14 protein-coding genes and 1 tRNA gene are annotated in these 24,758 nt (G+C 48.6%); 5 read left to right on the top strand and 10 right to left on the bottom strand.

Translation table 11 applies throughout. The features are described 5' to 3' along the window. Positions 1 to 61: 61 nt before the first annotated feature. The 8 genes from BMW79_RS21805 to BMW79_RS21770 all read right to left on the bottom strand — a co-directional run bounded on the left by BMW79_RS21805 (position 62) and on the right by BMW79_RS21770 (position 12,885). Positions 62 to 1,411, bottom strand: a complete 1,350-nt coding sequence (locus BMW79_RS21805; RefSeq protein ID WP_089898064.1) for an alpha-L-fucosidase — start codon at positions 1,409 to 1,411, stop codon at positions 62 to 64. Positions 1,412 to 1,421: 10 nt separating this feature from the next. Further along, positions 1,422 to 2,606, bottom strand: a complete 1,185-nt coding sequence (locus BMW79_RS21800) for a DUF4998 domain-containing protein (protein WP_089898063.1) — start codon at positions 2,604 to 2,606, stop codon at positions 1,422 to 1,424. 25 nt (positions 2,607 to 2,631) lie between these two features. Further along, positions 2,632 to 3,798, bottom strand: coding sequence for a DUF5000 domain-containing lipoprotein (locus BMW79_RS21795; protein ID WP_089898062.1), 1,167 nt, complete (start codon positions 3,796 to 3,798; stop codon positions 2,632 to 2,634). Positions 3,799 to 3,828: 30 nt separating this feature from the next. Further along, on the bottom strand, positions 3,829 to 5,688 hold the full coding sequence (locus BMW79_RS21790; protein ID WP_089898061.1) for a RagB/SusD family nutrient uptake outer membrane protein: 1,860 nt from the start codon (positions 5,686 to 5,688) through the stop codon (positions 3,829 to 3,831). A gap of 23 nt (positions 5,689 to 5,711) precedes the next feature. Then, positions 5,712 to 9,101: a TonB-dependent receptor gene (locus tag BMW79_RS21785; RefSeq protein ID WP_089898060.1), complete on the bottom strand. Its 3,390-nt coding sequence runs from the start codon at positions 9,099 to 9,101 to the stop codon at positions 5,712 to 5,714. Between the two features lie 243 nt (positions 9,102 to 9,344). Next, complete coding sequence (locus tag BMW79_RS21780) at positions 9,345 to 10,490, bottom strand: FecR family protein (protein ID WP_089898059.1); 1,146 nt, start codon at positions 10,488 to 10,490, stop codon at positions 9,345 to 9,347. Between the two features lie 83 nt (positions 10,491 to 10,573). Continuing rightward, on the bottom strand, positions 10,574 to 11,179 hold the full coding sequence (locus BMW79_RS21775; protein WP_143059247.1) for an RNA polymerase sigma factor: 606 nt from the start codon (positions 11,177 to 11,179) through the stop codon (positions 10,574 to 10,576). A 119-nt stretch (positions 11,180 to 11,298) separates the two neighbouring features. After that, positions 11,299 to 12,885: an arylsulfatase gene (locus tag BMW79_RS21770; protein ID WP_089898057.1), complete on the bottom strand. Its 1,587-nt coding sequence runs from the start codon at positions 12,883 to 12,885 to the stop codon at positions 11,299 to 11,301. Positions 12,886 to 13,127: 242 nt separating this feature from the next. Between BMW79_RS21770 and BMW79_RS21765 the strand changes: the two genes are divergently transcribed. From BMW79_RS21765 to BMW79_RS21745, 5 genes are all read left to right on the top strand, one after another. Continuing rightward, positions 13,128 to 14,276, top strand: coding sequence for a putative sensor domain DACNV-containing protein (locus tag BMW79_RS21765; protein ID WP_177192281.1), 1,149 nt, complete (start codon positions 13,128 to 13,130; stop codon positions 14,274 to 14,276). Between the two features lie 81 nt (positions 14,277 to 14,357). Further along, positions 14,358 to 14,957: a pseudouridine synthase gene (locus BMW79_RS21760; RefSeq protein WP_089898056.1), complete on the top strand. Its 600-nt coding sequence runs from the start codon at positions 14,358 to 14,360 to the stop codon at positions 14,955 to 14,957. Positions 14,958 to 15,039: 82 nt separating this feature from the next. Continuing rightward, positions 15,040 to 17,322 carry a family 20 glycosylhydrolase gene (locus BMW79_RS21755; RefSeq protein ID WP_089898055.1) on the top strand — a complete coding sequence of 761 codons (2,283 nt, stop codon included), beginning with the start codon at positions 15,040 to 15,042 and terminating at the stop codon, positions 17,320 to 17,322. 290 nt (positions 17,323 to 17,612) lie between these two features. Then, complete coding sequence (locus BMW79_RS21750; protein ID WP_089898054.1) at positions 17,613 to 20,051, top strand: glutaminase family protein; 2,439 nt, start codon at positions 17,613 to 17,615, stop codon at positions 20,049 to 20,051. A 123-nt stretch (positions 20,052 to 20,174) separates the two neighbouring features. Next, a tRNA-Lys gene (locus BMW79_RS21745) sits at positions 20,175 to 20,247 on the top strand. Positions 20,248 to 20,536: 289 nt separating this feature from the next. Here BMW79_RS21745 and BMW79_RS21740 read toward each other — a convergent pair. Both BMW79_RS21740 and BMW79_RS21735 read right to left on the bottom strand, forming a co-directional pair. Then, a complete protein-coding gene (locus tag BMW79_RS21740) occupies positions 20,537 to 22,336 on the bottom strand; it encodes a UvrD-helicase domain-containing protein (protein WP_089898053.1) in 1,800 nt (599 codons plus the stop codon). Further along, positions 22,320 to 24,467, bottom strand: a complete 2,148-nt coding sequence (locus BMW79_RS21735; RefSeq protein ID WP_089898051.1) for an ATP-dependent nuclease — start codon at positions 24,465 to 24,467, stop codon at positions 22,320 to 22,322. Before BMW79_RS21735 ends, BMW79_RS21740 begins: the two co-directional genes overlap by 17 nt. Positions 24,468 to 24,758: the final 291 nt, after the last annotated feature.

The raw sequence follows: 24,758 nt of genomic DNA, 5'->3' as shown, positions 1-24,758 counted from the left end.
AAAACAACCGTCCCGGAAAAAAGTTTGGGCGGAGGGAAAGCCCTCCGCCCGTTTATATTGGTTAATTCAGCACCAGTTCCACCACTGGTATTTCCATATCCGGTTGTTTCTCCGGCAGATGGAGGATCATGTTGTCGCCTTCCGCCGTGAATTTTACTTCTGAGTTGTCGTGCAGCAGCTGCGCATATTTCACCTTGCCGTGGTAGCCCGGCAATTCGAGGCGTTGGTTATATGCAAGCAGGTGTACGTACAATCTGCGGGTAGTAGCATTATAGGTAAGCATGGTATTCTGAGGGATCTTGAAATTTTCAGGTGCATACGTGCAGCCATAAATGGATTCACTGTTGCCTTTCATCCAGGTACCGATGTTGCCGAGGGCGCTTTGTGCGCGGGCATCGAATACCCCACGGGCAGTGGGGCCTACGTTGAGGATGAGGTTACCGCCTTTGCTCACGGAGCCGATAAGGAGTTCCAGCAGCTGGTGGGTACTTTTCCAGGAGTTTTCATCGCGGTAGTATCCCCAGGAGCCGGAGAAGGTCTGACAGGTTTCCCAGGTTTTACCCCGGTATTGTGCCAGCTCTTCCACTTTCACCTGTTCAGGGGTGAGGAAGTCGGCGCCGTCTTCATATTCATCCAGGTTGAGGCGATTGTCTACAATGATGCCGGGTTGTTGTTTGCGGATCATTTTCAGCAGGTTCACCGCGTCCCAGTCGTCTTTGCCTTTTCCGTTTTTGCCGGGATAGGAGAAGTCGAGCCAGAGGATATCAATTTTACCATATTGCGTGAGCAGTTCTGTGATCTGGTTACGCAGGTACTGCCGGTATTTATTCATATCCTTTCCTTTATTAAGCCGCGCATATACGCTGTCGCTGGCATTTTCCGGGCGTTGCGGATGCACGCCGTCAATCGTAAAGTCCGGATGGTGCCAGTCGATCAGCGAATAGTAGAAACCCACTTTAATCCCTTCTGCGCGGAATGCGTTTACAAACTCCCGCACCAGGTCGCGTTTGGCTTTGGTGTTGGTGGCTTTGTAATCGGTGTATTTGGAATCAAAGAGGCAGAAGCCTTCGTGGTGTTTGGTGGTGAGTACGGCGTATTTCATACCTGCGGCTTTTGCCTGTTTGGCCCAGGATACGGGATCAAACTGGTTGGGATTGAACAGGTCGAAATATTGCTGGTATTGTTCATTGGTGAGCCGTTCGTTGTGTTTCACCCATTCGTGGCGTGCGGGAAGGGCATACAGGCCCCAGTGGATGAACATACCGAAGCGGTCGTGTGTCCACCAGGCCATGCGTTTTTCTTTCTGTGCGGGCGTTTCGGAAGTGATGTGTTTCTTTTCCTGCGCGTGCAGGGTAACGGTCGTACTGCCAAGCAGCAGGAGTAATGCGAATTGCCGGATTTGTTTTTTCATTATGTGATTGCTATTTATCTCTGATCAGTAATACTTTGTTGACACGGATGGTTTGTTCGCCGGGATCGCTGAGCGTGCCGGTAAATCCTACGGTGACGGTAGTGGTGGCCGTCAGCGAAAATCCTGCGGAGGCGTATTTGTTATTGTTGTCGGTGAGTTTAGCGGAACCGAGCGCGGTGCTTACCTGCTCTACATCCGGAAGTTGATTGCCGGCGGCTACCAGCAGCCAGGTGTTTTGCAGGGTATTGTCTACGTTGGAAATATCTGCTTCAAAACGATAGTCGCCTGCGGGAAGGGTAAACGTCTGGTAGATCTTTCCGTTGGTGATAGGCCCGTTGCCCCAGATCCAGAGGGTAAGCCGGCCGGTGCCGCCGATGTTGTCGTAGGTGCCGTTTTTGGCGGCTTCACTGTTGGATTGCCAGTCTTTCAACTGCCCAAAACGATCGCCGTGCGACTGGTTATCGTCACGGAGAAACGGACTGCCTGCATTTCGTATATACGTCCGGGTGATATCTTCCTTTACCGCTTTTGTTTCGAAAGCTGTGTAGAAGGTATCCACGGCCCGTTTATCGGGCAGGTATAAGGTGCGGTAACGGAAGCTGCTCATGGAAAGATAGTTGGGCAACACGGTGACCTGTCCTTCGGGAATGGCGCGGATAATGGTATCATGATTCACCTGGTCGGCGCTGGTGTATTGCAGCTGCATACCGGTGATGCCGCCGGTGGTATCGATGTTTACCCAGTTGATCACGGCGTTGCCTTCCTTCATTTCGGCGCTGCTGAAAGCGCGGCTGAGCAGTGCGTCTTCATATAAATGGCCGTATACAAAACCGGTCACTTCTGATCTCACGGAGCTGTTGCCATCGCGATCGTAGTTGAATACTTCAAAGGTGTAGGCCCTTTCTTCGAGGTTGCTTACAAAGTAGCGGATGGTATCTACGCCGGAGGTACGTTTGATATCTATGATCAGGGAATCGAGGCGGTTATTCCAGTATATTTTTGATTTGTTGATTTTCGGATCAGAGATCAGCAGCCAGGATAGCTGGATGCGGTTGCGGCCCGGGTGGATCTGCAGGGAATCAGCTTTACCGGTATAAAGTATTTCACCCCCGGTAATATATTTTTTATAGTCGTCCGGTTTGCTGCAGGCGCTGAAAACCAGGCAGCATAAGAGGAGATAGGAAAGTATGCGCATACAATTTTTTTTAAGTAGATGATCATCATTTGTCGTTACCCCAGAACTTCATTTCCTGGATGTTGGCGGCGTAACCACCGTCGGTCCAGGTACGGAGTATTTTCAGGCGGATGTAGCGCACTTTGGGTGCATCGAGTGGCACGGTCATTTGTTCCCCTGCAATGGCAGCGTCGATATCGTCCTGCGTTTTTTGTCCTACAGGTAAGCCGGAAGGTTTGATCACGGTATGTTCCACTAAGCGTGTCCAGCTATCCCAGCTGCCATCGGAAGCGGGATTGGTGGAACCCCATATTTCAAATTTGCGCACATTATTTTGGAGATAGATCCATTCGTTGGGGCGCTGCCACAGGGTAATGCGGCTCAGTTGCGCTACTACACCCAGGTCGAAGGAGATAGACATCGGCATACCATCCAGTTTATCGGCAGAGTGCCACATGGTGCCGGCCCAGAGATTGGGGATAGGGTAGCCCCAGCCGTAGTCCGTATCTCCCGGTAATTTCACTTCTTTAAAATTCTTTTTGTCCAGCAGCTTTTCAAAGATGGGGATGATCTCCTGCATCAGGGTATCAGATTGATTGCCCCAGCGGTCCCGCACAAAGAAGCCAAACTTCCTTTTCTCTGCCGCAAATCCACGGATGGCGTAGTTGCCGTTTTCCAGTTTGGTATAGTGTATATCGGCCGGACCAAACACGCCGAGTGAATCGGTAGTGAGCATCACGATGGCAATATCTGCTTTGCTGACGTTGTTGAAGTTGATGTTAATACCACCGAAATCTGCTTTCACGGCAAGTGATTTGCGCACCAGCAGCATAGGCGGCGAGAGTGGTTTCACACTGGCCATCACGGGATCGGAAGCCGCTTCATTGCGACTTACCACGTACAGTGAAATATCGTGTGTAGTGGTATCGCCGAAGCCGTCTACCACCAGGAAATTATTATAGTAAGAGGATCTTATTTCGCGTTTTTCTCCCGGCCGGATATTGTACACGGCTTTCACATACAGGATATCCTTGTTATCCGGCAAACTGTAAGTGATTTTTGCCGCGCCGGCCATATTGGATACGCTGACGTTGGTGATCACACCCGGTTTTTCACCGCCGCTATTTACAGGTTGATGTGTTTCTTTATTACAGGCGGTTGCCAGCAGCAGTATAGCGCTTACCAGCCACATCATGGATTTATGGAACTTCATTTTACAGGCAGTTTTAATCAATAAAAAAGATTACCATCCAAAATTTTGCACCAGCTTGGGATTGTTGAGCAGGTCCCAGTTATCCAGCGGCCAGAAATAGTTCCGGGTCTGGAACGTTTGCCGGTAAAGGGTTCTCACGCGGTAGTAGAAAGCAGGATCTGATTGATCTACATCCCAGCCGGTTACCGGTTTGTTGAGTTCTTCCATGCTTTTTTTCCATCTCCGGAGATCCCAGAAGCGGCTGCCTTCCATGGCCAGCTCTATGAGCCGTTCCTGCTGGATGATTTGCCGGAAACCTTCTTTGGTCTGGAATTTACCCGGTTGTTTGGCGTAGGTGGTCCACGCAGTTTGTACACCGGGGATACCGGCGCGTTCCCTTACTTTGTCGATGTATTTAAATGCTTCGGGTTGCGGACCACCGTCTTCATTCAGCGCTTCTGCATAAAGCAGGTAAAGGTCTGCCAGTCGCATTTCCGGCCAGGCGTAAGATTCAATGTATACCGACTGTCCTTCGAGAATTTCATTTTTCCAGTTCACCAGTTTCTTTGCGAAGTAGCCGGTGGTATTGTTATCGTAGATATTTTTCCTGGTTTGCCATTGCCCTGCTTTTGATTCAATGTGGAAGGTTTTTTTCTGCATCATCCAGATGGAGCCGTCAAAACCGAGATCGGCATAAAAGCGCGGCTCGCGGTTGAAGTGCATGGCCGCCGTGGTGTAGCCTTCCTGGATCAGTTCTCCTTCCGCTTTGGTAGCTGTTCTTAGCTTCAATCTACCGGCATAATCAAAGGTTTTATCTTCTGTGATGGGCAGGCCTTTATCCGTATAGAATTGTTCTGCAATTTTCATGGTGGGGGCCAGGCTGCCGAGTACCGACTCATTGCCTATCCTGGCAGGATCGAGGCGGGGCATGGCCTGACGCTGTATTTCGTAACTGCCGCTGTTGGGATTGTTCCAGATAATTTCCGGGTTCCATTGTTCACAGGTACTATTGCGGATCGACATCTGCCGGGTCAGTGTTTCCGAGAGCGTAACGCCCAACTGGCCGAATGTGTAGAGCAGCATGCCTACACTGGCGCATTCATCGATGGCTGCTTTACACGCATCTGCAGCGGTTTTCCATTTGGTGGCATCGTAGGTAGCATTGAAGAAAGGGGTGCCGTCAATGTTTTTAAAACCGCTGTAATCGCTGTTACCGTTGAACAGCGGACTGGCAGCGGTAACCAGGATCCGCGCCTTGATAGACATCGCAATGGGTTTGGTCATACGGCCCAGTTCTGTAGATCTGTCTGCGATTATTTCCGGCAAACCGGCGGCTGCTGTATCCAGCAGCGCAGCGATATAATTTATCACCGTGTCCACCGGTTCACGGGGTATCTTCGTTTGTTCGGCTGTGCTGGAAATGGGCAGGTTGTAACGGATCACAGGAATAGGTCCGTACTGGCGCAACAGGATCCAGTGATAATAGGCTTTCAGGAATTTCACTTCTGCAATCCAGCGGTCTTTTTCCGGTTGGCGCATGTCTACCACTTTATGGATATTATCCAGGAAGATGTTGCAATCGCGGAGGGCCCTGAAATAAGCCGACCATTGCGACAGGTACACATTATTCGCATTCTGGTATCCGAGCGCGATCTGCCAGGGCGATTCGCCGGTACTGTAGGGGCGCACCATCCAGAATTCATCGCCTGCGGCAATAGCGGGGTTGCTGGAAATATCAGATGCAAAAGGAAGATAGGAGTAGCAGGTAAACAGGTATTTTTCTGCTTCTGCGCGCATGGTAAATGCGTTGTCGATGGTGGCCACGTTATCAGGTACTACGTCGAGAAATTTTCTACAGGACGAAGTACACAATAACACCAGGCATATATAAAAAGTAAGAATTGGTTTCATATTTATACAATTAAAGCGGTGAATCAAAGTCCCAGGCTGATACCGAGATTTACAACCCGTTGTACCGGGTAACCGAGTCCGTCGCCGCCCATTTCAGGATCCCATGTTTTGAATTTGCTGATCACAAACAGGTTGGAGGCGTTGGCGTAAATGCGGCCATTGGTCATGCGTACGCGGTCGAGTATGCGTTTGGGAAAAGTGTATCCCAGCTCCAGTGTTTTCAACCGGAGGAAGTTGCCGCTGCGCATCCACCAGGTAGATTGTTGCAGGTTGTTCCAGATGAAGCGGTCGCTCAGGCGTGGCCACATGGAGTACAGTTCGCGGTTGCTCTCACTCCAGTGATCATCTGCAATGGCCTGCAACAGGCCATGCTGGCCACCGCCATTCAATACAAACGGCGATATCCTGTATGGGTCTATATAGAAAGAGGAGCGTGCAGATCCCTGGAAGAAAAAGCTCAGGTCCAGTTGTTTGTAGCCAAAGGAAAAGCCAAAGCCATAGGTGATTTCAGGAGTAGTAGGTAAACCGATAGGCACCATGTCGGCGCTGTTGATCTGGCCATCGCCATTTACATCATGGTATTTGATATCGCCGCCCATTACCTGTTCGCCGAAGTTCTGATAGGCGGAATTGGCCACTTCCTGTTCATCTACAAATAAACGTTCTGCGATATAACCATAAGCCTGGGAAAGGGATTTACCTACACGGGAGCGGTAAGCTTCTGCGTAAATAGGTTCTTCATTGACCAGCAGTTTACTGGTAGCATAGGTGAAGTTACCACGGAACTGTACAAAGGAGTTATTGGAAAAGCTTTTCGTATAGTCGAGCGCGAGATCCACGCCTTTACCTTCGGCTTCTCCCACATTGGCCTGTGTGGCGGCATTCAGTCCCATGGTGCTGGGAATGGTGCTGCGTGTCATCAGGATATTGGTACGGTGTTCCTTGTATACATCCAGTTGCACGTTCATGGCGTTGAACAGTCCGAGTTCCAGTCCGAGGTTTGTTTTGTAGGATTTCTCCCAGGTAATGTCCCTGTTTTCATAGCGGTTCACCGACACACCGGGACGGTAGTAGGAGCCTCTTTCTCCGAAGACGGCGCCTTTATTGGTGTTGTTCATATTTACATCGGAGAGATAGAAGAAGCGGTCGTTTTCATTACCGATCTGGTCATTTCCCACAATACCGTAGGTAGCACGCAGTTTCAGCTTATCAATATTATGACTGAAAGGTTTGAAGAAAGCTTCATTCTGTACGTTCCAGGCAATACCGGCAGAAGGGAAGAAGCCAAAGCGGTGGTTGCTGGCAAATCTTTCGGAGCCGTTGTAACCGAAGTTGAATTCTGCCAGATAGCGGCTGTCGTAGTCGTAGGTAAACCTGCCGGAGATGCCCTGGTTGCGGTGTGGCAGCGATGTTTGCAGCGTACCTGCATTGGCGCTGAGGTAGTTGCGGAATAGTCCGATCAGCATACCTGATACGTTGTGTACCTTGTTGTACTGCTGGCTGTAGTTTACCGCAGCCTCCATGTAAGTAGTGGTGTTCAGTTGTTTATTGCCGGGACTGTAGCCAAGATACTCGGTACCATTGGTATTGAGCGACATGAGCACCGGTTCTTTGGTAGCGCCGTCGTATTTCATGCCGTAGAAATAAGGGCTGTACTGGCGGGTTACATCAAAGAAAGAATATCTTTCGGTGTATCCCATCATACGCGCGGTGAGGCCGGGCAACAGGAATTTGAAATCCTGTTTTAGTTCCACCTGTACCAGCAGGGTAGAGGTATTGTACTGCGAATAACCGGATACGGAGTTAGCGTAAGGGTTGTTGTAAAGATTGCCGCCATCGCCAGGAAGACTGTTAAACCCGGGTTTCACGGCGTTGCCAAACAATGGATGTTTCAGATCGGGGGCATAACTGGCAGGATAAACGGCCGGGAACATCACGGGATTGGCCCAGATGGTTTGTGAAAACAATCCGGCGCCGCCGCCGATAGGACCGTTGTAGTCATCGAACTGGCCATAGGTGCGCACAATAGCGGTGGAGGTAGGCGTGAGATTGATGTTGACGTTGGAGCGCAGCGAATAATTTTTTAGTTTGATGTTGCTGTTGAAGTTATTCCGCTGGTCAATTTTCAGCACGCCGTTGTCTACATTATAGGTGCCTGCAATGTAGAACTGGGCTACCTTTCCGCCGCCTTTCAGGTTGAAGTTGGTGCGCTGGTTAATGGTGTAATCCTTGATCAGTTGTTTCACCCAGTTGTTGTTGGGATACATCAGCGGATCATCACCCGCAGCAGTATGATCAATTTTGGATTGCGAGTATTGTACATCCTGCAAAGGATTCCTGGTGAGCACGGCTTCATTGGCCAGGGTCATGTAGGTGATGTTATCTGCAAATTTGAAATTGCGGGTATTGGTAGAGAGCGAATTTTCGAAGCGTACATTAAAAGATGTTTTTGCTTCCACACCCGATTTAGTGGTCACGAGCACCACGCCATTAGCGCCCCTGGCGCCATAGAGCGACGAAGCGGTGGCATCTTTCAGGATAGAAAAACCGGCAATATCATCGGGTTGTAAGCGGGCCAGGTCGTTGGTGCTGGATTCCATACCATCTATGAGGATCAGTGGATCCACCTTACCCGTACCAAACGTGGTGATACCCCGGATAAAGAAGCTGGCGTTGTCTCTGCCGGGTTCACCGCTACGCTGGTAGGAGATTACACCGGAGAGGCGACCGGCCAGCATGGTAGTGAGATTGCTGGTGGGGCCTTTCAGTTCTTTCGGGTTGATGCTGGTCACGGCACTCACCATACTGGCTTTCTTTTGCGTGCCATAGGCCACTACCACTACTTCGCCCACATCGGATGCTTTAGGCACCATCACTATTTTTATCAGCTTATCATTTTTTATCTGGATGGCTTCCGGTTGCATACCCACCATGGTGAACAGGAGACTGTCGCCCACTTTGGCTTCGATGTTGAAGATGCCGAGATCATCGGTGAGGGCGTTGGTGCGCGATGTTTTATTGACCACCGTTACGCCTGCCATTGGATTGCCGTTGCTTTCCGTTACCTGTCCTTTTATTTTGGCACGTATGGCTTGCACAGGTACCGTAGAAGCAATGACCGGTTTTCTTTTCAGGATAATGGTTTTTTTAACGATGGCATAGGTAAGGGGCTGATCGCGGAACACCTCTTCCAGCAATTGTTCCAGCGGAACGTTTTCCTGGGAGCAGCTCACCGGCCGCGCGTTGTCGATCATCTGCAGATCGAACACGAATACATAACCGGTTTGTTTGCGGATCGATTTAATGACCTCCATCAGCGGAGCGGCTTTAACGTGGAGGGTAACGGGTTGTGCGTACCCGGTGGCGTGTGCCTGCAGGAGGGTGGATAGCAGCAACAGGAAGGTTAGTTTCATAAAGCATAATAGTTTTTGGTTTGATGAAACGCGCCACCGGTAATGGCGGACTTTCTTAAAAGTTTGCATCATTTTCATTAGTGGATTAAAGTGTTATCTAAGGGTGATTGTTTCCGGATCATAAGGGCATAGCTCCGCCAGAGCGTGCCTGCCGCTGTTGTTTATTCACTGTCCGTAAACGTGTTGAATCTTAAACTGTCGTTGATTTTGGTTGATACTTCCTTACATATGTTGCACGTGGTTTTATGGACTCACAGTAATTGTTTTATTATTGATCTTGAAATGAATGCTGCCGGTTAATTCCAGTTTCTCCAATATTTCTTTCAGGCTGTCCTGCCGGGAGAAGGTGGCGGCAAAAGCTTTTTCAGACATCGCGCCTTCATAAATAAACTGCACATCATACCAGCGGGCAATTTCGCGCAGGATACTTTTGATATTGCCATTGAATTCGAAGCGGCCTTCTTTCCAGGCGATGGCGGCATCTACATCGGCGTTGCTGATACTGATGCCGTTGTGTTCGCGGTTCACGAGCGCCTGCTGGCCGGGTTTCATCTGCCGTACGGTGTTTCCGCTGATCACGTTTACCGCTCCTTCGAGGAGGGAAGTACAGATATTTTGTTCTTCTTCATAGGCCATGATATTGAAATGGGTACCGAGTACTTGTACTTTAACATTGTTGGCTTTTACGATAAAAGGTTGATTGGCCTGTTGGGCAATTTCAAAATATACTTCTCCCTGGATGGTTACTTCCCGGGTGCTGCCGGTAAAGGCGGTAGGGAAGCGGATCGAGGAAACGGCATTGAGCCATGCTTTGGTGCCGTCCGGTAATACCACCTGGTAAGTGCCGCCTTTATTGGTATACAGGGTATTGATGGTAGGTGTGATGCCTGTGTTATTATTATAGGAGAGGGTATTGCCTTTCCGGTTTACAGACACGCCTGTTTGTACATCCACGGCTTCGCCATTATGTTTTTCGAGATCAATCACGGCGCCGTCGCCGCGTACGAGGCGGGCATGTTCCTCGGGGCGGGGGGAAGCGTGGTTGCTGGCAATGGCCACCGGCGTGGTGCTTTTCTGGTACAGCTTATACCCGGCCAGCGCTATGGCAGAGATAACCGCTGCTGCAATAGCGGCGCGTTTCCACACCGGTATACGGCGTATAGGCGCGGGCGTTGTTTGCATGATCTGTTCCAGCATATTTGCCGCCACGTCGTCCGGCATCGCGGAGGTGTCGTCTTCGGCCTGTTGTAACAGCTCATCGAGGGCTTCTTTCAGCTCTTCGTCATGCGTGGATTGCTCCAGCAGGAGCATGAGTTCCTGCTGTTCCTCCGGTGTACATTGCCGGGCATAATAACGTGTAAACAGGTATCTGAAACGGGATACTGTCATGGGTAGCGATTTGATAAAGGTTGCTGAATAAGGAGACTATAAAACGGAGCAGATGGGTTAGTGGCTCCGGAAAAAAATTCGATTTAGCAATAAATCCACATTAAAATGAGGAAAGTATTGAGGTCCATACGGGCGAGGCAGAAGGCACGGATAGAGCGCATAGCGTTGGCCAGGTGCACTTTGATGGTTTCGGGACTTAGCTGCAGGCGGTCTGCAATTTCATTTCTTTTCAGTCCTTCTTCCTTGCTGAGTTTATAGATCAGTTCCTGTTGCGGCGGCAACTGGGCGATGGCGCGTTGCAGGATCTGTTCGTATTCTTTATGGACAATGGTAGCGTCGCGTACATCATTGTTCATGGTAGCCGACAGTTCGGTTTCCATGAGTTGTTCGCGGGCCAGTAATTTCAGGGAGCTGAAAATATGATTGCGGGTAACGGTAAAGAGATAGGCTTTGAAGTGACTGATTTCATGGAGTTCATTCCGTTTCAGCCACATCTTCAGGAAAACGTCCTGTACCACATCTTCGGCCTGTGAAGTAGTGCCCAGCAGGCGAAAGGCAATTCCGTATATGCGGTGACGGTAGTGATGGAATACGCTGGCAAAGGCATGGTCATTGCCCTGAGCAAGGCTCAATAAAAGTTCCCTTTCATTGTACGCGTTTATTTCCATACGTGGTTCAAGTACGTCCAAATTACTTGATTTATGGATTGCGTGTTAGCCGTAAATTCGCTACGATTAATATTATTTTAGCTTTTAGTAAATGCAGCAGCAGAATGGTCTACTGCATTTACTAAAAGCAGGTTACAACATTATTGTGCGCCGGAACCGGCGGAGAAGTTCTTTATCAGTTCTTTTGCTTTTTCCAGTCGTTCGTAATCCGTGATCGTAATCGGACCGGTATAGATATTACTTTGCAGTTTACGCGGCGGATATTTTACATACGTCTGCATGAACGTGGTGATTTCATCCTGTATATTCGGGAGGAACCATGTTTTTTCCGTGAAGTTGTTCATGAACAGGTCGTACCTTTCCTGCGGGTCCTGCCAGAGATCGAAGATCTGGGAGGCAGTGGCCACATATTTCTCTTCTCCTTTCCAGCCGAGGTTAGCATCTACTGCGAGGCCGCCGGTAGGCATACCGCCATCGCCGCGTAAATTGAACACGGCTTTGAACTGATCGATGCGCACTGCCCCTGGTGATAATTCATTTTCTGTAAAATACATCCAGGTATGGCGTTTGGATTTGCCGGTACCTTTCAATACCATCGACATATCGTAGCTATCGAAGATGATGGGTTTGCCGGCGCGGTCGTTCTGCGGAAGCGGAATGCCCGCCAGCGAAGCGAAGGTGGCCATGAAATCGAGGCTACCCAGGATGTCGTGGTTCTGGCTGCCGGGTTTGATAGTACCGGGCCACCACATGATGGTAGGAATGCGGTTGCCGCCTTCCCGCACGGTGCCTTTGGTACCACGGAACGGCGTATAGCCGCAGTCGGGATACACATCCTGCCAGGTGCCGTTATCTACCGTGTATACCACGAGTGTGTTTTCCGCAATGCCCAGGCTCCGGATCTTATCCATGATCTGGCCTACGCGGGTATCGAGTTCCACCACACAATCGGCGTATTTGTTTTTGCCGGTAGATTTATTCACGAAATCGGGATGTGGCAGATTGGGTTGGTGATTTTTAGCGAAACAGATTTCCATGAAAAACGGCTTGTCGGATTTGGCTGCCTGTTCCAGCCATTTGATAGATTCCGCTTCCGTGGTTTCATCCAAGAATGGAATCACGGAGCCGTCTATCTTTTTTACTTCCCGGAATCCTTTCCCGGCTTCTCCTTCCAGGGCGCCTTTGGTGCCTTTGGCCCAGCGGTCGCGCAGGGAGGGGGGCATATCGGCATTCCATTTAGGATCTGCATACGTGTAGGCGTTGAGGTGATAGAGGGTTACATTTTTCATCACATCAAAACCGTGGGCAATGGGCATGGCATAATCTGCTTCGCCCAGGTGCCATTTGCCGGCAAAGAAGGTGGAATAGCCGCCTGTTTTCAGCACAGAGGCGAGGGTCCATTCTTCTTTGGGGAGGCCGCCGCCATCGCCGGGGAAGGCTACGGTGGTCATGCCGCTGCGGTTAGGAATACGACCGGTAATAGCGGCGGCCCTGCCGGGAGTGCAACTGGGCTGCCCGTAGAAATCCCAGAACAGCATGCCTTCCCGGGCCATCTGATCAAAGGAAGGAGTGGGGGCGCCGCGTCCTTCGCCGCCGCCGTAGGGTCCGAGATCGCCCCAGCCGGTATCGTCGGACATGAGGATAATAATGTTGGGCTTCTTCTGTGCCGTAGCGGCCTGTTGCCAGCCCGCAAATGCGCATAGTACCAGGAATAGCTTACAATTCATACAAAAGGAATTTTGGGTGTACTTAAATCCGGATTGATGAAGATTGCTATCTGTACTTATGCCAGGAGTGTATGTAGGGGAAACACCGCCGGAGTTGATTAAGTTCAAAGGAGGTTTTAAGATAATGTTTCCGGAGAGGGCGGATAGTTCCTGCCGGCAAGGGCCTCCGCCTGCTATCCGGAAATGCTTTAAATTAGCGGTTTAATCCTACAGAAAAGGATGACCAAACGTGATCAGGATTTATGGAAATAATTAATGAAGCAACCTACCAGGCTGCCGCAAAGGTAGCCGGAACAATAGAAGCACATTTTCAGAAGCATCTTTCAGCAGCCAAAGAAAATGGAGAGGACGATCTCGCCGTAGTGCCGGCATCCCGGCAGGTGGAGAAAATTATAGACGTGGCCTTCTGGGCCAGTTTACGCAAGGAAGAAGGCAACCCGATCCGTATTTCCCTGGCGTTTTTGCCGCCCACCCAGGCAGGCAAGCCCCTGCTGTTTGCGAAGCCATTGCTGCTTACGCCGCAGTTGCTCACCAAATTGGCGCCGGGCGTAGAGCGCCCGGGTATTCATATCGGCGTATGGCCCATTAATGGCGAACTGCATGTATGGGGTACCACCATCAAACTACCGAATCTTTGTTTTGTGCTGGATGTATCCGAACCGGGATTGCTGGTGGTGAAACACCGCCGCGCTGCCGGTTTGGGCAAGTTTACCAATGTGGCCGTGCTCCGGGGCGACCAGGTAAAAGTGGTGAATGAAGATGCGGGGCAGTTGCCCGATAGTCCGCCGATATTGAAATCCTTACTGGGCCTCACTTCTTCCTGTTTATGGAACAACGGGGTGAATGTACTCATACAGATCGCCGTATCCATGCGGGCGCACAAACGGGGCGGTATCCTCCTCGTAACGCCCTCCAACAGCGACGCCTGGCGTGAATCCATTATTCAGCCCCTGCAATATCCCATCTCCCCGGCATTCTCCGGGGTAGCGGATCTCCTGAAATACGACGGCAAGAGCGTTACCGAAATCTTCTGGCAGAACGCCCTGCGCCGGGAGGTGGAAAATATTACCGGTCTTACGGCGGTAGACGGCGCCACCATTGTAAACGACCAGCAGGAGCTGCTGGCCTTCGGCGCCAAAATAGCCCGGGCCAAAGATGCCTGGCCGGTGGAGCAGGTATTGATGACCGAGCCGGTGGAAGACGGTATGCCTACCTTGGTACATCCTTCTGCTATTGGTGGCACGAGGCATTTGTCGGCCGCCCAGTTTGTACACGACCAGCACGATTCTATCGCCCTGGTGGCTTCGCAGGATGGTTATTTTACGGTGTTTTCCTGGTCGCATCAGCAACAGCTGGTACAGGGCCACCGTATCGACATCCTGTTGATCTAAGGCCTTTTTCGTGACGCGGTGTTTGTATCCGGGGAGATCCGCTTCCCGGATACCCGCAAATTCTTTACTTTGACCCTCTTTATGCATAGATACTTCGTTGTTAATAAGCCGTATGATATGGTGTCGCAGTTCGTCAGCTCTCACGATGTGAGATTGCTGGGGGAGCTGCAATTTGATTTCCCGGAAGGCACGCATGCCATCGGGCGGCTGGATAATCACTCCGAAGGCCTGCTGATACTCACTACCAATAAAAAAGTAACCCGGCTCCTGTTCCAGGGCGAGCAGCCGCATGAGCGCACTTACCTCGTAAAGGTAAAAGGGGAGATGAGCGCCGATACCCTGCAACGGCTGAAAGAAGGTGTTCCTATCTGTATTGCAGAAGGAGTGGATTATGTAACAGTGCCCTGCAATGTAGAAATTGTGCAGCGGCCACCAGGACTGTTTGATCATCCACGGGAGTTGCCGGTCAATGTGCCGCATACGTGGTTGCTGATTACGCTCACGGAAGGGAAATTTCACCAGGTAAGGAAGATGGTGGCAGCGGTGAGCCATCGTTGTCAGCGCCTGATCCGCGTATCTATCGAAGGCCTGCTGCTCGGCGATTTACCTCCCGGCGCCGTAAAAGAATTTGAAGAAGAAGAATTTTTCAGGCTGTTGAAAATAGCTAATTATAAAGACTAATCAGGCAAGATAGCATTTGGAAGCCGCCCGGTTTCTTATTAGGTTTGCCCTTTGTGAACGATGTTTTAACGAGACAATTTTTATGAGAAAAATTTGCTGGCTTGCAGGTGCTTTGTGTTTACTGCTGCAGGCTTCTTTCGCGCAATCGGTGCGCTACCCGCTGATTCCATATCCGCAGCAGCTGGAGGAACGGTCCGGATCATTTGTGATTACTCCCGCTACCGGCCTGGTAGTTCCCGGAGATTTCTCTACAGAAACAGCCCAGTTACAGGCACTTTTCACGCAGGCATTCGGTAAGTCGTTGCCGGTGGCAAAGAAAGGCGCTATTGTAATGCAGCAGAATCCCGCACTGGCAGGAGAGGAGGACTATACGCTGGACGTAACACCCACGCAGTTGCTCATTACCGCCCGTACCGGTACCGGTTTTTTCCGTGCTATTCAAACGCTGCGCCAGCTGATGCCTGCGGCGATAGAAAATGCACGTGCACCGAAGGCGAAGAAAATCAGCATCCCGGCCATGCTGGTAAAAGACCATCCGGCGTATGCCTGGCGTGGTATGCACCTGGATGTGTCCCGTCATTTCTTCTCCATAGATTACCTGAAGAAATACATCGACCTGCTGGCATTGTATAAAATGAACAAGCTGCACCTGCACCTGACAGATGATCAGGGCTGGCGCATTGAAATAAAGAAGTACCCGCTGCTCACCTCGCAGGGCGCCTGGAGAGAACTGAACAACCAGGATTCTGCCTGTATGAAAATGGCGGCCACCAATCCGGATATGGCCATTGATCCGAAGCACCTGGTGCAGAAAGATGGTAAAACCATGTATGGCGGCTTCTATACACAGGAGCAGATGAAGGATATCATCCGTTATGCGGCTGACCGGCAGGTAGAAATTATCCCGGAGATAGATATGCCGGGCCATATGATGGCGGCGATCCGGGCGTATCCTTTCCTGGCTTGCAGTGGCGAGATTGGCTGGGGCAAGAACTTTTCTACGCCTATTTGTCCGTGCAACGAATCTACTTTTACTTTCGCGGAAGATGTGTTCAGCGAAATTGCTGCTTTGTTTCCTTCCAAATACATTCACCTCGGGGCGGATGAAGTGGAAAAGACCAGCTGGGCGGCTTCCCCGCTTTGTGCAGATGTGATGAAGGCCAACAACCTGAAAACCGTGGAAGAATTACAGAGTTACTTCGTGAAGCGCATGGAGAAATTTTTCCATTCCAAAGGTAAAACGCTGATCGGCTGGGACGAGATCCTGGAAGGTGGTATCAGTCCTACGGCGGTGCTGATGTACTGGCGGGCCTGGGTGCCTGATGCGCCCATCAAAGCTGCCCGTCATGGTAACACCGTGATCATGACGCCCGGTAACCCTTTGTATTTTGATGCGGTACCGGATCGTAATTCCATCTACAATGTATATCATTTCCAACCCATCCCGAAAGGCTTAACGCCTTCCGAAGCCACACATATCATAGGTGCGCAGGCTAATCTCTGGACGGAATACATCCCTTCCGAGCAACGGGCAGATTATATGGTGATGCCCCGTATGACCGCGTTGGCGGAAGTACTGTGGACCAACCGCTCCAACTACGACAGCTACCTGCAACGCCTCAACGAACAATACAAACGCCTGGATCTGCTGGGAGTACATTACCGCCTACCTGACCTGGATGGTTTTACGGAAGACAACGTATTTGTAGAACCGGTAGCGTTGAAAGTGCAGAAGCCACTAACGGATATGACTATCCGCTACACTACCGACGGCACGCTTCCGGGTGCACAATCGAAAGTGATGCCGGCCAATTATAAGATCAGTGCGCCGCAAACGATCAAGCTGGCGGCTTTCAGTCCAGCGGGCAACCGGGGCGATATTTACACCCTGCGCTACCGCCAGGAAACTTACCGCAAACCCACCGTGGTAAAAGATGCGCGGCCCGGTCTGAAACTGGATTATTTCAACGGCACTTTCAAAAGTGCTGCGAAGCTGAAGGCTACCGCCGACAGCTCCATCCGTGTAAGCAACACCGTAATCCCGGATGGTATGGGTAAAGAAGGGGCGCCGTTTGGGGCCAGCATATACGGCTATATTAACGTACCTGCTACCGGTATCTATAGTTTCTATCTCACGGTAGATGACGGCGGTATCCTCTACATCGACGACCAGGAAGTGGTGAACAATGATGGCTGGCATGCGCCGCTCCAGAAAAGCGGGCAGATTGCCCTGGAGAAAGGCTGGCACCCTATCCGGGTGGCCTTTGTAGAAGGCGGCGGCGGTTATACGCTGAAGCTGGAATACAGTGTAAATGGCAGCAAATTGCAGCCCGTGCCGGATAGCTGGCTGGGTGCAGGATTGTAAGGAAGTTTAGAAGAAAAAAAATAGAATTTCATGTAAAAGTGTATTTTTGCGCTCCTTACATGCACGGTATTTAATTAATTTAAGATACGCGCAGATCCGAAAACGTACTGACAAGGCTTCTCAGGGCCTCCAAGGCGGGAGTAGGGTTTGCGCTTTTTTTTTGTCCTCACTAGTACCATTCGCGTTCCGTACAGATATACCCCTGAGGGTGCTTTTTTTATGAACGGTTATGATTCACCCAAAAAATGTAATACATTTATTAACTGTACTTTTTACGCTTAAATCCCGTTATGGTGAGAAAACTTGCAATTTTAGCGCTGCTGGCCATTGGCAGCGGTGCCGTAGCACAACAGAAGGCTCCGGCTTATCCTTTGATCACGCACGATCCTTATTTCAGTATCTGGTCCGCCACCGATGACCTGACCGCCAGCGCTACCAAACACTGGACCGGGGCTTCACAATCGCTCACCGGCCTTGTAAAAGTAGACGGCGTTACTTACCGCATACTGGGCCAGCAGGAGCAAAGCTATACGGGCATTGCGCCCACCAGCGAAGAGCAGGCCTACACCGTGAAATACACAGAGTCGGCACCCGGCGCCGACTGGATGCAGGCATCTTTCGATGATAAAGCCTGGAAAACCGGCAAAGCGCCATTCAGCGATAATGAAAGCGCCGGTGGCACCCACTGGACAAGCCGTGAACTCTGGACCCGCCGTGTATTCGACGCCGGAGACGTATCTGCGACCGACCTGTTTTTGAAAATCTCCCATGATGATAATATAAAAGTATACCTCAACGGAGAAGAGATATACGCCCATGAAGGCTGGCTGAATCAATACATTTACCGCCCCATTAAAAGTAAGCTGAAGAAAAAAGGGAATGTACTGGCCATCCAGATCCTGAACACCGCCGGCGGCGCTTTCCTGGACGCAGGTATTTCCCGCCTGGCGCCCGCACCCGGTAACAAAGGCATTGAAACCGCCGTGCAAACCGCCGTTAACATCAACGCCACACAAACCAGCTACAACTTCACCTGCGGCAAGGCAGATGTGACGCTCACCTTCACCTCGCCCTTGCTGATGGACGACCTGATGCTGATTTCCCGGCCGGTATCGTATATTTCCTATAAAGTAGTATCCAACGATAACGCCCCGCATCAGGTACAGGTGTACTTTGGCGCTTCCACCAATGTGAGCGTGAATACACCCGGTCAGCCTGTAGTGACCTCTAAATATACCAACGGCCAGCTCTCCATTCTGAAAGCCGGTACCAAAGAACAACCTGTACTGCAAAAGAAAGGGGATGACCTGCGCATCGACTGGGGCTATATGTATGTAGCCGCACCTACCGCCGCACACCCCATTCAATATATCAGCACACCCGGCGACGCCATGGCTGCATTTGCCAGCGGTACCACCGCCAGCACCAAAAAAGACAAGGCACTCGTATTGAGCACGGCCGTGAACCTGGGCGCTGTTGCCGCTACGCCTAAGGAACAGGTGTTCCTGCTCGGCTACGACGATCTGTTCGCCCTCCAGTACTTCCAGACCAACCTGAAAGCCTGGTGGAAAAACGACGCTACTCAAACCATCGACAAACAACTCAACACCGCCTACACCGACTACGCCTCTATCATTGACAGATGTACGAAATTTAACCAGCAGCTGCATGATGATGCCGTGAAAGCCGGTGGCGATGAATACGCCAAACTCTGCGAACTGGCCTACAGACAAGCGGTTTCCGGGCATAAACTGGTGAAGAGCCCGCAGGGAGAAATCCTTTTCCTCTCCAAAGAGAACTTCAGCAACGGCTGTATCAATACGGTAGATATCACTTATCCATCTGCCCCCTTATTCCTGATCTATAACCCCGATCTGTTAAAAGGCATGATGAATGGCATTTTCTATTTTTCTGAAAGTGGCAAATTCAAAGAGCCCTACGCCGCACATGACCTGGGTACCTACCCACTCGCCAACGGCCAGGCCTACGGTGAAGGCATGCCGGTAGAAGAATCCGGCAACATGCTGATTCTCGCCGGCGCTATTACCCGCTCAGAAGGCAATGCCGACTACGCCAAAAAACACTGGCAAACACTCACCACCTGGGCGGAATACCTCCAGCGTGAAGGCTTCGATCCTGCTAACCAGCTGTGCACCGACGATTTTGCCGGTCACCTGGCACGTAATACCAACCTCTCGCTCAAAGCTATTGCCGGTATCCGCGCCTACGCCATGATGGCCCGCCAGCTTGGCTACAACGACATTGCCGATAAATACGAAAAGAGTGCAAAGGAAATGGCCGCCAACTGGGTGAAACTCGCCGATGATGGCGATCATTTCAGTCTTGCTTTCGAAAGCAAAAACACCTGGAGCCAGAAGTACAACATGGTATGGGACAAAGTGCTCCACTTCGACTTATTCCCGGCTTCCGTGTACAAAAAAGAAACGAACTTTTACCTTACTAAACAGCAGCAATACGGTTTACCACTGGACAGCCGGAAAACCTACACCAAATCCGACTGGATTATGTGGACCGCTGTGCTCACCGATAACGCGAAAGATTTTAACGCATTTGTAGCGCCGTTGACCACGTATGTAACTGGCACGACTACACGTGTTCCACTCAGCGACTGGCACGAAACCACCAATGGCAAGATGGTTGGTTTCCAGGCCAGGAGCGTGGTGGGAGGGTACTTTATGAAGATGCTGGATGCGAAGTTTAATCCCTGATGTATAGCCTTTCCCGTTATATGTGATTAATGTTGCTGAGATAAAATATTAAAAATGAAGGCGATAAAATTTGGAAGTAATTTAGAAAATTGTATCTTTGCACTCCGTTAAACGGGAAAGGATGATTCCCTAGCTCAGTTGGTAGAGCAATACACTTTTAATGTATGGGTCTTGGGTTCGAGTCCCAAGGGGATCACTGGAGAAACGGGAAACCTGCGTGCTGCGCGGGTTTTTTGTTTTTGGTCTATTTGTTAGTCTATCAAAGTGCGAAATCGCTGCTTCGGTTTACTTAGTTTTATTTGGATTGGCTTATCCTCTCAAAAGTATTACTTTTTTTGCTTCAATGGATCGTTGGTAATGATAAGAGACAGTGAATTTATATTTCTTGTCAAATAACGACAAATTCATAATGACGGGGCTACTGGTATTTCTTATTAGCAGCTACACCAGGTGAGTTCGTTTTTTTTCATCGATATCCTAAATATCTAAAAGACATCGTAATCAAAATCATGGTTATGTAGTACGGTAGTAGGTTCATAATGACCTCCTAGCCATGCGGCTCTTGGGCGCCCACGTTCAGAAATTAGATGTAAATTTCGTTTTGCCCGCGAACAGGCCACGTAAAGTGTTTTTTTCGCGGAGCCATCGCGATCGCCATCGGAAAAATGGGGAACATAATCCTCCAATAGGGCGAATACTATTACCGTATCAAACTCTGCGCCTTTGACACCATGGATAGTTGAAACGGTTATGCCGTCTCTTTGCCGAAAGACACGTCGAAAGTTTTCTATTGTTATGATATAATCTTGCCCCTCTCTAAGAAGAGATTGAATCCGACGCTCCGATGCGCGGAAGAAAGCTTCATAGTGTGCTGTTAATTGCGCTGATGAAGGTTTGTGGATGTCGAAGTGGTTTAAAAAACTATCAAAGAAGAGACGCAAATATTCTATTCCATTGTTCTCTTCTATCGTAATTTGATTTACCGTTTTAAGCAGCATCTTTGCTGTGATTTTGCTACAGTTAAAACCTAAATTTGTCAACTCATCGATAATTTCCCCAGCCCATTTAAGCCGCCGTACATACAAGTCAGGTGATGGTTCTGTGAGTGCTATTCGGCATAGTTTGAAAAAGAAATTATCATAATCACGGGCAAATGGAGCCATACCTGGGCCATTAAAATTAAATTCCGGCATCCGAACCATTAGAGCCCGAGTCAATAATGCGAGTGGAATCCATCGCGGTCCTATCACACAAATTTCTTCCGGAAATATGTTAAGTACATTTACATTGACAGTGATTAATCTTGTTATTTCTTCTACTAGATCATTCAGTTCAACGGTGCTATTGTAGGTGATTTTGCTTTCATAGGAATGATGCACACCACGCGGTTCAATGACGTTATCAGTTGTTTTATAGTGATCAAAATATTCAATAATTTCCGAAGATGAACGGTAGTTGCCTGTCAAAAATTTTGCAGTAAAATGCGCTCCCGATCGTTGTATGAGTTCTTCGATACTCATAGAGTACCCGCCCATACTTTGATAGATAGATTGATTAGGGTCGCCGACGATGAAGGCAAGAGTGCGGCCATGTCCTGCGGATATGATTTTTGTTAAAATTGAATACTGGATTTCTTTTGTGTCTTGATATTCATCAACCAATATGTGAGCAAAGATGAGCGTTAATATTTTTGCAACCGCAGGAAAGCTCACAATAATTAGATGGCTGTAATAGAGGATCATCTCAAAGTCCATTGTTCTTTCTTCGATTAGGCGAGCGTGATAGCTTCTTAAGATTCGTTCTATTTTTGGACGCCTAGTTATGCTGGAATCCGATATAACCATATTAGTTGATGTATAATAGTAGCCGCATTGCCCCGCTCTGATTTGCGGATTTTGGTATGGGCGGCAAATCTCATCCATTAGATCTTCGTAGTCGTGCGGACTGGCTATCTTAAAACCGAATTTGAAATCTTCCAGCAAGTGATGGTAGGGTCTAAGAATCCATTCAAGGCAGAATGAATGGATTGTACCAATCCAAAGCCTATTAGTATCAACCCCTATAAGCTCTATACGTTCTTTTATTTCCTCTGCGGCTGCATTGGTATAAGTGATAGCGATGACACTTCTAGTCGAAGAATTTAACCTATCGAGTTCGTATGCGATCTTATAAGTTAAGGCGCGTGTTTTACCAGATCCGGGACAAGCGACCAATAATACGTTCCCTGGGCAAAATATAGCATCTTCTTGTTCTGAGTTTAAAACGTCTTTATCCCACAGCCTCATTTTCCTCACATTTGCGTAAAAAATAGGTTAATTGAACATCTTGTAATAAATCGTCAACACATTGGCGTAACTCTACAATAGTTGCATTTCCTGCAATAAACTGTGACGTGCATCTTTTTAGGACATCAGTTTCAAGTTCATCATCCTCACTCTTAGCCATTTTTGTTCTATATGAGACAATGTTCGAAATCGTCTGCCTTGAGAAATTTCCCTTTGCAAAAATAAGCGCGCTCAGCATATAGTCAGGAATAAAGGTTTTCCATGTTATTTTTCCTGAGAAGCTTAATGCAAACCATCCCTTCCCCAGCTCATTAGCAAGTGATAATGCTCGTTCACCAAAAATAGAACGATGTTCTGAGGTTAGCTCCCTGTTGAAGCGTTCCCAATTCCTTTCGGCATAACATTCCTGCGCGACCGCGCAAAATTCAACCGTATTTCCTACTTCTAGAAGCTCAATTTCAAATGTTGTGGTAGCGAAAAATGGATGAAGATGGGGATTTCCGTTGCAAAGTATTTCAAGTGCCTGACGACGGCGCGCGCCAGCGATTTCTGCGGCAGCTAGATGTTGTTTTTTTTTCTTTTCTTCAGGACTGTCGTCTACAAGTTCTGTAAAGGGGCGGTGAGCTTCATCAAGATCAGTTACAATTGCGCATTGTCTACGTATCCGAATAGGATGGAAGATCTGCGCAACATTTTCGAATCCTGTACTGCCGATATTAATTACGCTAATTCCTAATTCGTCTAGACTGAGGCCGAAAATTTCTCGTATAAGAGTAGGATACAAAATCTCTTCGCCATCTCCCTCAACTAGAATGACCCCCTTTGCAAACAAAAGATTGGTTCGGATCGCATCAAGATAACGTTGTAGCTTCATTTTTTTCTCTGACGCCAGATCTGTGGCTGGATGAAAAACTTCTGCATAGTTTTTTACTCTACCAAGTATGTTTACATTATCTATGTTCGAAGCTTCTGAGATAAAAGTCGAATGGGTTGAATAGATAACTTGAGTATCCTCGAATTTAATATGATCGAAAAGTGTTTTCTGAATATGCGTATGAAGATGCGCTTCCGGCTCTTCAATCAAAAGAAAATGGGCAATACGCTCATGCTTTTTTTTTGCTTTAAACTCTAGCAGTTTTAACGTTAAGAAGATCAGATTTGCTCCCCCTAAGCTTAATTCATGAATTTCACCTTCATAATCTTCATCAGCTTCACCAATGTATAATCCCAAGGACTGGAGTAGTCGTTCAGGATCGTTAGGTAAATTGGATCTAATAGACAACTTGGATGGGGAATAGGTTTCACCGACCGCCTCTTTTATGGTTGTTTTGATATCGCCAGTAATTTCTTTTACACCGTCAAGGTTTTCAATATCTTCATTAAGCTTTGTTATTGCCTCGGATATGTCCCGAAAGTCAGCCGGATCAGATTCTTCACCTTTACTTTTAAGAAGAGTGAGCAATGGGTTTGCCCTATTGTTATGAAAATCACTTACAACGTCGCGCAGTGCTTTAATAAATGTAAAATTTATGCTTTTTGCCACAGCGAGTTGGTGGGGAATTCTTATGCCGAATTTAGATGCGTCGAAGTCGACATTGAAATCAACTGCCTCAAAATTGCCAGTTAATTCTTTAACGACTTCGGGATCAGAGAAATCAGCAGTACTCTTTCCCGTAAAAACTGTTTCATAATCATCGATCGTGATGGTGCTTAGTAATGCTTCCAAACCGGCTCTGTCACCAGGTTCAAGTTCCGAAAGCTGTGTTCTTATCTTTACTGAAGGGCGGAAGAAAAGATTGTACGTCGCTCGTTCAGTTGCGTTTCCCCTAATATCACCAGTCTGGTGCGCAAATAGTGCCTGAACTGATTCATCGGCTGTAAGGTCAGAAAATTCAATACTGATGATAATCCACTGTCCTCGCCAGTTTGGGATGCTACGGTTAAAGTCTCTTTCTTGAAGCTTATATGCAAATTTCATCATGTCGTCGTCTAAGAGTAGTCGAATAGCTTTAAAAATATTCGTCTTTCCTGATCCGTTTTCACCGATGATAGTATTTATTCCTTTATTAAATTTAAAAATGGAATTTTTGAAATTCCGGTAATTAACCAGAGTGACTCTCGAAATGTACATGATGGAAGCAATATAGATTTAGGGGTGGTTTTAACCATTCACCTTGCTAATGTAGAAATATTTTCCCACTTTTTGTGATTGAAAATCATATTATTTTATAATATATGTATTAGATTAAAGTGTTTTTTTTATATTTAATAAAAGGATTTGTGTCATGAGAAAGAATTTGCAGCGTTTGGCATCCTTTGCCACGTTTGATCTCCCCTTAATTTAGCCTATAATCTGTTATTAATCCGTACAATTCACAAAAAACAAACGGCAACTATTCCTTGTTGGAATATTGAAGGCACA

Source organism: Chitinophaga arvensicola (assembly GCF_900110835.1).
Taxonomy (GTDB): domain Bacteria; phylum Bacteroidota; class Bacteroidia; order Chitinophagales; family Chitinophagaceae; genus Chitinophaga; species Chitinophaga arvensicola.
This window is presented reverse-complemented; position numbering and strand designations above follow the sequence as displayed.